We start from the raw sequence: 7,122 nt of genomic DNA on the forward strand, positions 1-7,122 counted from the left end.
CCCGGATGTATCTTTTTGTAATTATATTACTGGTGTTGGCTTTAGGGTATGGCATACTGATGCTGTGGTATACCCTGGGCTGGAAACGCCTGAAAAGTTTTTCGCCGGCAGCGGCATCGGCCTGTCATACTCCTGTTACAGTGATCATTCCTGCCCGCAATGAAGCCGCTAACCTGCCAGCCCTGCTAGAGGCCCTGAAACGCCAAACCTACAATCCTGCCCTGCTGGAAGTAATTGTAATAGATGATTTTTCAACAGATGATACCGCCGCAGTGGTGAACAATTTCCCGGCAGAAAATATTCACCTGCTGGAATTAAGACAATATCTCAATGAAGAAGAAAGACTGAATTCCTTCAAGAAAAAAGCCATAGAAATTGCTGTATCAAAAGCTACCGGCCACCTTATTGTAACCACAGATGCCGATTGTGTAATGGGCCCGCGCTGGATTGAAACACTGGTACAGTTCTACGAACATCATCAACCTAAATTCATTGCCGCACCGGTGAGCTTTTACAAAGAGCATAATTTTTTTAAAAGGTTGCAGTCGCTCGATTTCATGACCATGCAGGGCATCACCGGCGCTGCTGCGCAGCTGGCCTCGGGTACCATGTGCAACGGCGCTAACCTCGCCTATGAGAAAAAAGCCTTCCTGGAAGTAGGAGGTTTCACTGGTATCGATAACATTGCTTCTGGCGATGATATGCTGCTGATGTATAAAATATACAGCGCATATCCTGATAAAGTGAGCTACCTGAAATGTGAAGACGCAGTGGTGCGCACCCTGGCAGTAGATACTTTCAGGGATTTTATGAACCAGCGGATCCGCTGGTCGTCGAAAGCCGATAAGTATGAAGATAAGCGTCTTACCTGGGTATTGCTGCTGGTATACCTGTTCAATGCCGGTTTGCTGGCGCTGGCGGTAATAGCGGTGTTCCTGCCGGTATGGTGGCCCTGGTTCCTTATCATCATGCTGTTTAAAATAACCCTGGAACTTTATTTCCTGCTTCCTGTAGCGAAGTTTTTTAATAAAACAGAACTGCTGTTATGGTTTATCCCGGGACAGATATTTCATATTCCTTATATTGTTGTTGCCGGGTGGCTTGGGAAGTTTGGCAGTTATCAGTGGAAAGGCCGGCAAGTGAATTAAATCCTGGTTTCTTTGTCAGACATGCAGCCTTACTGGAAAAAATTATACCGTAACAAAGGTGCGGTGGCCGGTTTACTGGTGATCGCCATTGCGGTGCTTATCAGTATTACCGCCTATTTTATTGCACCGGATCATACGCCCAATGCCAACAGGATGGTGTTGGAAATTGAAGGTCAGCACCCGGGATTCCGGATCCACATGCTGGCGGTCAGGAAAGAACAGCCGGTGCAAAAAGGATCTGTTTATCACCGGTTGCTATATGGCCAGGAATCTGATTTTACCTGGATCCCCATCCGCTCCTGGCAGTTCAGGGACAGTGTACTGGTAGTACAGCGTTATGTAGATGAATCTACCAGCAGGGAGGAAACCTATTCCCTGGCAAAGGTGTGGTATGCTGCTCCACCAGATCATCCTTTATCATCACGGGCATTACAGGAAAATATACAAAAGGAAAGGATCTTTTCCCGTACTTACTGGCTGGGCACCGACAAATTTGGCCGGGATATCCTCAGCCGGTTGCTCATTGGCACAAGAGTGAGCTTAGGCGTGGGTTGTATCGCTGTCATCATTTCTCTTAGCATAGGAGTGTTGCTGGGCGCCATTGCCGGCTATTTCAAAGGGCGTACAGATGATGTGGTGATGTGGCTGGTGAACGTAGTATGGTCTATGCCAACACTGTTGCTGGTATTTGCGCTCACCCTGGCGCTGGGCAAGGGCTTCTGGCAGGTATTTATTGCTGTGGGCCTTACCATGTGGGTAGGGGTGGCCCGTATTATCCGCGGGCAGGTATTGGCCATCCGGGAATTGGAGTATGTGGAAGCCGCCAGGGCACTGGGTTATGGGCATGTACGCATCATTGTTAAACATATTTTGCCCAATATCATGGGGCCGGTAATGGTAGTAGCCGCCGGCAACTTTGCCACCGCTATTGTAGTGGAGGCCGGGCTCAGCTTCCTGGGAGTAGGCGTACAGCCGCCGCAACCTTCCTGGGGACTGATGATCAAAGAGAACTATAATTTCATTATCACGCATAATCCCCTGCTGGCATTGGCGCCCGGGATAGCCATTATGCTTTTGGTACTGGCCTTCAACCTGTTAGGCAACGGGCTAAGGGATGCGCTGGACGTGAGAAGTAAAATTTGATTTGTATATTAAAAAAAGCTAATTTCATGCTCCTATAACTGGAAATATGTTATTGAGAACCTGTCTCCCTGCCTTCTTAGCTATTTCAATGCTTACTTTTTCTTCCTGTAAAAAGAAGAAAAAAGATAATCCTGCACCAAGTACCCAGGAAGAAACACTGGCTTTTGAACTGCCCGAAGTACAGGTGGGGAAGTATAATATGGCACAGGACAGCACCTATGCGCTGAAAGTGAATGTGACCAGCAAACTGCCGGACAAGGGAGTAAAGGTAACGCTGAATGTAGCCACAGAAACGGGTCTTATTCCTTTGCCGCAGGATGATATAGCGGATATTAAAACCACCCCTTTCACCATTACGCTCCGTCACCTGAAGCCGTTGAAAACATACGAGGTAACTATCAGGCTGGCTTCCCTGGGAAACACCGGTAATGTAACTCCTCCGCAGGTATTTTACCTTACAAATAAATCCGCAGAATAGCAGGGCGATTAAAATCCGCCTGTCCCGAATCTAAAATTGTGTAGGTTTGCAAGCTCGCAGACAAAGGGATCATTTATGCAAATTGCTGTTAATGCTGCTTGTTTACGACAGGACATGCCTGCCGATACGGGGAAAGTGGCAACGGAAATAATACTGGCGATGTGCCGGCAGCAGCCTGCGCATCAGTTCACCTTCTTTTTTGACGGGAAAGTACCGGCCGGCCTGAAAGTACCGGCCAATGTAACCAATGTGGTGTTGCCGCTGAAAGGGAATAAACCCTGGCACCTGTACTGGTGGCAGGAGTGGCAGCTGGTAAGGGCTATGAAGCCTTTCCGGCCGGATCTGTTCCTGGGGCTGGACGGGACGCTTCCATTGCGCAGTAAGGTCCCGGCGGCATTGCTCTTGAGAGATCTTTCGTTTTTACGCGATGCGGGTTTACAGCCAGCTGCGCAGCAGCGGTCGCTAAAAAAGAATATCACGAAATACCTGGACCGGGCGCGGCGTATAGCCGTACTGTCTGGCGCTGCGGAGGAAGAGCTGCTGCGTTATGCGCCTGGTGCAAAGGATAAACTGGTACGGCTGGAAACAGGTATCAGCGGGCTTTACAGGCCGCTGGACTGGGAAGAGCGGCAAACAGTGAAACGGGCTTTTGCAGGAGGTGCGGAATATTTCCTGGTAACGGGCAGTCTGCATCCCCGGAATAATATTATACCGGTGCTGAAAGCGTTTTCGGCGTTAAAGAAACGGCAGCGCAGCAATATTAAACTGGTATTGGCAGGTAGCATAACCCCTGCAGGTGCGGAAATCGCCACCGCTTTACAGAGTTATAAGTTCCGGCAGGATGTGGTATGCATAGAAGATGCGGATGAGGAAACGCTTGCCCGGCTTACCGGTGGCGCTTATGCCCTCGTATATCCGTCGAGGTTTGAGGGGCTGGCTTTACCCGTATATGCCGCCCAGCGATGTGAAGTACCAGTCATTGCGCTGGAAGGGGCGGCCGCGAGGGAGGCTGGGGGAGATGCCGTATTATACGCCGATCCGGCCAGTTTGGATGATCTGTCGGAGAAAATGAGCCTCTTGTATAAAGATGAACAATTACGATCCCGTTTGCTGGCTAAGATCCCTGCAGCGAAGCCTTTCAGCAGCTGGGAGCATGCGGCGGAACAGTGGTGGGGGCAGCTCACCGGCACTGGTTTTTCCAAAATCAGCAAATGATGGCTATTTTTGCGCTTTAATTGAAAATCATGAGTAAAGTATCTACCATAAAGATCCAGGTTGGACTGGACGATCAGAAGGTGCCCGAGTCAATAGAGTGGAGCGCTACAGACAATAAAGAAGAACGGATGATCAAGGCCAAAGGGATGATCGTATCTTTCTGGGATCCCGCAGAAAGGGCTGCGCTGCGTATTGACCTGTGGACAAAGGATATGATGGTGGATGAAATGGCGGATTTCTTTTTCCAGACCATGATGACAATGGCCGACACCTACGGAAGGGCTACTCCCTATAAAGACCAGGCCGATGATTTGCGCGCATTTGCAAAGGACTTCTTTAAGAAATTCCAGGACAAACAGGCGGCAGAAGAAGCAGGAAAATAATCCATTAAACCTAACCATATGTCATTAGAATTAAATATCAACGCAGAAATCAAAGCTGCGATGCTAGGCAAAAAGGAAGCCGACCTGCGCGCATTGCGTGCTATTAAAGCAGCGATCCTTGTGGCTAAAACAGCAGAAGGCGCCAGTGGTGAGCTTTCAGAAGCAGAAGAATCCAAACTGCTGCAGAAACTGGCCAAGCAAAGGAAAGATTCCCTGGAAATTTTCCGTGCCCAGAACCGTGAAGACCTTGCCGTGAAAGAAGAAGAGGAACTGGTGGTGATTGAGCGTTTTCTTCCGAAACAAATGGATGAAGCCGAATTACGTACAGCCATTACTGATATTATTGCTTCCACCGGCGCCAGCTCACCCGCTGATATGGGTAAAGTAATGGGCGTTGCCACGAAACAACTGGCAGGTAAAGCAGATGGAAAAGCAATTTCCGCCCTGGTGAAAGAACTGCTTACTAAATAGTGCTGTCTGGTATTTAACTGGCTGAAAGTGGACAATGGGCAGATAAGCATCTCCCTGAAAACAAAAAAATCAGGTAGTTAAATACCAGATTCCCTATATTTCTATCATGCCTATAGATATTATTTTTGCTATCATCATGGTTTTTGCCATTTACCGGGGATATACCCGGGGATTGATAGTAGCCTTATTTTCTCTGGTAGCCGCTATATTGGGATTGGCGGCAGCCCTGAAACTAACCGCCATTACCGCATTATATGTACAGGAACACTGGGAAATGCATTCCCGCTGGCTGCCTGTGATCTGTTTCGTTTGTCTTTTCCTGGGAGTAATACTGCTCGTAAGGTTGGGGGCAGGCGCATTGCAGAAATTAGTGGAGCTGGTTATGTTGGGCTGGCTGAATAAACTCGGGGGAATCCTGTTGTATAGCGTTATATTTATAATAATTTATAGTGTAGTGCTGTGGATGGCTAACCAGGTATACTGGCTGAGCCCCGAAATAAAGCTCCAGTCAGTGGTATATCCTTATATAGAGCATGTTGGCCCGTGGGTATTGGATCATATGGGAAGTGTGATCCCGGTTTTTAAGAATATGTTCACCGAATTGCAGTCATTTTTTGAGCAGGCAGCCCGTCATATTCAACCTGGATAACTCGTTTCAAAGATTATTTAGATTAATAAAAAGAATTATTTTAGCGTAAAATTGACTTTCAAGATTTGGCAATGGATTACGAAATCAAAACACAGGGTAAGTTTAATTTTATAGAAGAAGGAGAAGGAGAACCGCTGGTATTATTGCATGGACTTTTTGGTGCTTTGAGCAATTTCTCGCACATGATCGAATATTTCCGGCAATATAACAAGGTAGTGATCCCGATGTTACCCCTGTACGATTTAAACATCCTGGAAACATCGGTAGGCGGCCTGGCCAAATACGTACATAAGTTTATTGAAGCCAGGGGATACAGAAATGTGCACCTGCTGGGCAATTCACTTGGAGGTCACGTGGCCCTTGTATACCTGTTGAAACATCCCGAAGCGCCCGTAAAATCCCTGATCCTTACCGGCAGCTCAGGCCTGTTTGAAAATGGCATGGGCGAAACCTATCCTAAACGCGGCGACTATGAGTACATCCGCAAAAAAGCAGAACTTACTTTCTATGATCCGAAAATAGCTACCAAAGAACTGGTAGACGAAATGTTTGAGATAGTGAACAACCGCCTGAAAGTGATCAAGATCATCACACTGGCGAAATCAGCCATCCGCCATAATCTTGGAGATGAACTGAAAGATATCCAGCAACCAACCTTACTGATATGGGGCCAGAACGATACGGTTACACCACCGTTGGTTGGCGAAGAATTTAAAAAACTGATACCTAATTCTGAACTGCAGTTTATTGATAAGTGCGGACACGCTCCTATGATGGAAGTACCGGAAGAATTCAATAAAATCCTGCACGCTTTCCTGGAGAAATTAAAGCTTCAACCTGCCAGTTAAACCGGCGCTCTTAAGGTAGCTCTGCAACTGTGCTCACAGGTGCAGTGATTTCGCGTACATGTAATTTCTTTTTCTGTTGGCATATTCTTTACTATTATTGTATCAGAATACACTAACATGATCGCCAGAGAACTCATATCTTCAGTACCTGTTCTGCATCCTTCGGATTCAGGAACAAAGGCGCTGCGCCTGATGAACGAATACCATCTGACGCAGCTGCCAATGGTAGTAGATAGCAAATACCTGGCCCTGGTGGAGGAAGATGATATCATGGATATCGAAGATCCGGATGTGCCCCTGGAATCTATGGAGTACAGCAGTACCCGCCCGGCTGTCATGGAATACGCTCATCTCTTTGAAGCACTTAAACTTTTTTACGATTTTAAATTGTCTGCCCTCCCGGTGGTAAACAAGGAAAGTGAATACCTCGGTATCATTACCAAGGATAACCTCCTGGCAGCGCTGGCAAGATATAACGGGGTGAAGGAGCCCGGTGGTATCGTAGCTTTTGAAGTAGACCCGCGCGATTACGCCCTTAGTGAAATTGCCCGTATTGCTGAATCAAACGACGTTACGCTCCTGAGTGTAAACACCATCACCAATCCTGTTACCGGCAGGCTGGAAGTAGTGCTCAAAACAAACCGCCAGGAACTGCAGGGCCTTGTAGCCACTTTTGAACGCTTCAATTATGTGATCAAATACATCTTTGCCGAAGAACCGGAAGAAGAAGTGCTGAAGAAAAACTACGACCTGCTGATGAACTACATCGGCATGTAACGCGGATTTT

The 7,122-nt window shown here is 47.5% G+C and carries 9 protein-coding genes; all 9 read left to right on the top strand.

All coding sequences use genetic code 11. The features are described 5' to 3' along the window. Positions 1 to 5: 5 nt before the first annotated feature. On the top strand, positions 6 to 1,148 hold the full coding sequence (locus tag VIM72_RS05130) for a glycosyltransferase (protein WP_332001793.1): 1,143 nt from the start codon (positions 6 to 8) through the stop codon (positions 1,146 to 1,148). 21 nt (positions 1,149 to 1,169) lie between these two features. Beyond that, positions 1,170 to 2,291, top strand: coding sequence for an ABC transporter permease (locus VIM72_RS05135; protein ID WP_332001800.1), 1,122 nt, complete (start codon positions 1,170 to 1,172; stop codon positions 2,289 to 2,291). A gap of 46 nt (positions 2,292 to 2,337) precedes the next feature. Next, a complete protein-coding gene (locus VIM72_RS05140; protein WP_332001794.1) occupies positions 2,338 to 2,769 on the top strand; it encodes a hypothetical protein in 432 nt (143 codons plus the stop codon). Positions 2,770 to 2,844: 75 nt separating this feature from the next. Then, complete coding sequence (locus tag VIM72_RS05145; protein WP_332001795.1) at positions 2,845 to 3,984, top strand: glycosyltransferase family 1 protein; 1,140 nt, start codon at positions 2,845 to 2,847, stop codon at positions 3,982 to 3,984. Between the two features lie 29 nt (positions 3,985 to 4,013). Beyond that, positions 4,014 to 4,367 (top strand): gliding motility protein GldC, encoded by a 354-nt coding sequence (gldC, locus tag VIM72_RS05150; RefSeq protein ID WP_332001796.1) that lies wholly within the window; start codon positions 4,014 to 4,016, stop codon positions 4,365 to 4,367. A gap of 18 nt (positions 4,368 to 4,385) precedes the next feature. After that, positions 4,386 to 4,838: a GatB/YqeY domain-containing protein gene (locus tag VIM72_RS05155; protein WP_332001797.1), complete on the top strand. Its 453-nt coding sequence runs from the start codon at positions 4,386 to 4,388 to the stop codon at positions 4,836 to 4,838. 106 nt (positions 4,839 to 4,944) lie between these two features. Continuing rightward, a complete protein-coding gene (locus VIM72_RS05160) occupies positions 4,945 to 5,487 on the top strand; it encodes a CvpA family protein (RefSeq protein WP_332001798.1) in 543 nt (180 codons plus the stop codon). Positions 5,488 to 5,558: 71 nt separating this feature from the next. After that, entirely contained in the window at positions 5,559 to 6,335 is a 777-nt protein-coding gene (locus VIM72_RS05165) for an alpha/beta hydrolase (RefSeq protein WP_332001799.1), read from the top strand. Positions 6,336 to 6,452: 117 nt separating this feature from the next. Beyond that, positions 6,453 to 7,112, top strand: coding sequence for a CBS domain-containing protein (locus VIM72_RS05170; protein ID WP_142684819.1), 660 nt, complete (start codon positions 6,453 to 6,455; stop codon positions 7,110 to 7,112). The last annotated feature ends 10 nt before the right edge of the window (positions 7,113 to 7,122 follow it).

It is taken from the genome of Chitinophaga sp. (assembly GCF_036569185.1).
Classification (GTDB): Bacteria; Bacteroidota; Bacteroidia; order Chitinophagales; family Chitinophagaceae; genus Chitinophaga.

Coding starts and splice junctions, on each gene's coding strand:
- VIM72_RS05130 (WP_332001793.1), top strand. CDS start 6: ATGTATCTTTTTGTAATTATATTACTGGTGTTGGCTTTAGGGTATGGC.
- VIM72_RS05155 (WP_332001797.1), top strand. CDS start 4,386: ATGTCATTAGAATTAAATATCAACGCAGAAATCAAAGCTGCGATGCTA.
- VIM72_RS05135 (WP_332001800.1), top strand. CDS start 1,170: ATGCAGCCTTACTGGAAAAAATTATACCGTAACAAAGGTGCGGTGGCC.
- VIM72_RS05145 (WP_332001795.1), top strand. CDS start 2,845: ATGCAAATTGCTGTTAATGCTGCTTGTTTACGACAGGACATGCCTGCC.
- VIM72_RS05140 (WP_332001794.1), top strand. CDS start 2,338: ATGTTATTGAGAACCTGTCTCCCTGCCTTCTTAGCTATTTCAATGCTT.
- VIM72_RS05170 (WP_142684819.1), top strand. CDS start 6,453: ATGATCGCCAGAGAACTCATATCTTCAGTACCTGTTCTGCATCCTTCG.
- gldC (WP_332001796.1), top strand. CDS start 4,014: ATGAGTAAAGTATCTACCATAAAGATCCAGGTTGGACTGGACGATCAG.
- VIM72_RS05160 (WP_332001798.1), top strand. CDS start 4,945: ATGCCTATAGATATTATTTTTGCTATCATCATGGTTTTTGCCATTTAC.
- VIM72_RS05165 (WP_332001799.1), top strand. CDS start 5,559: ATGGATTACGAAATCAAAACACAGGGTAAGTTTAATTTTATAGAAGAA.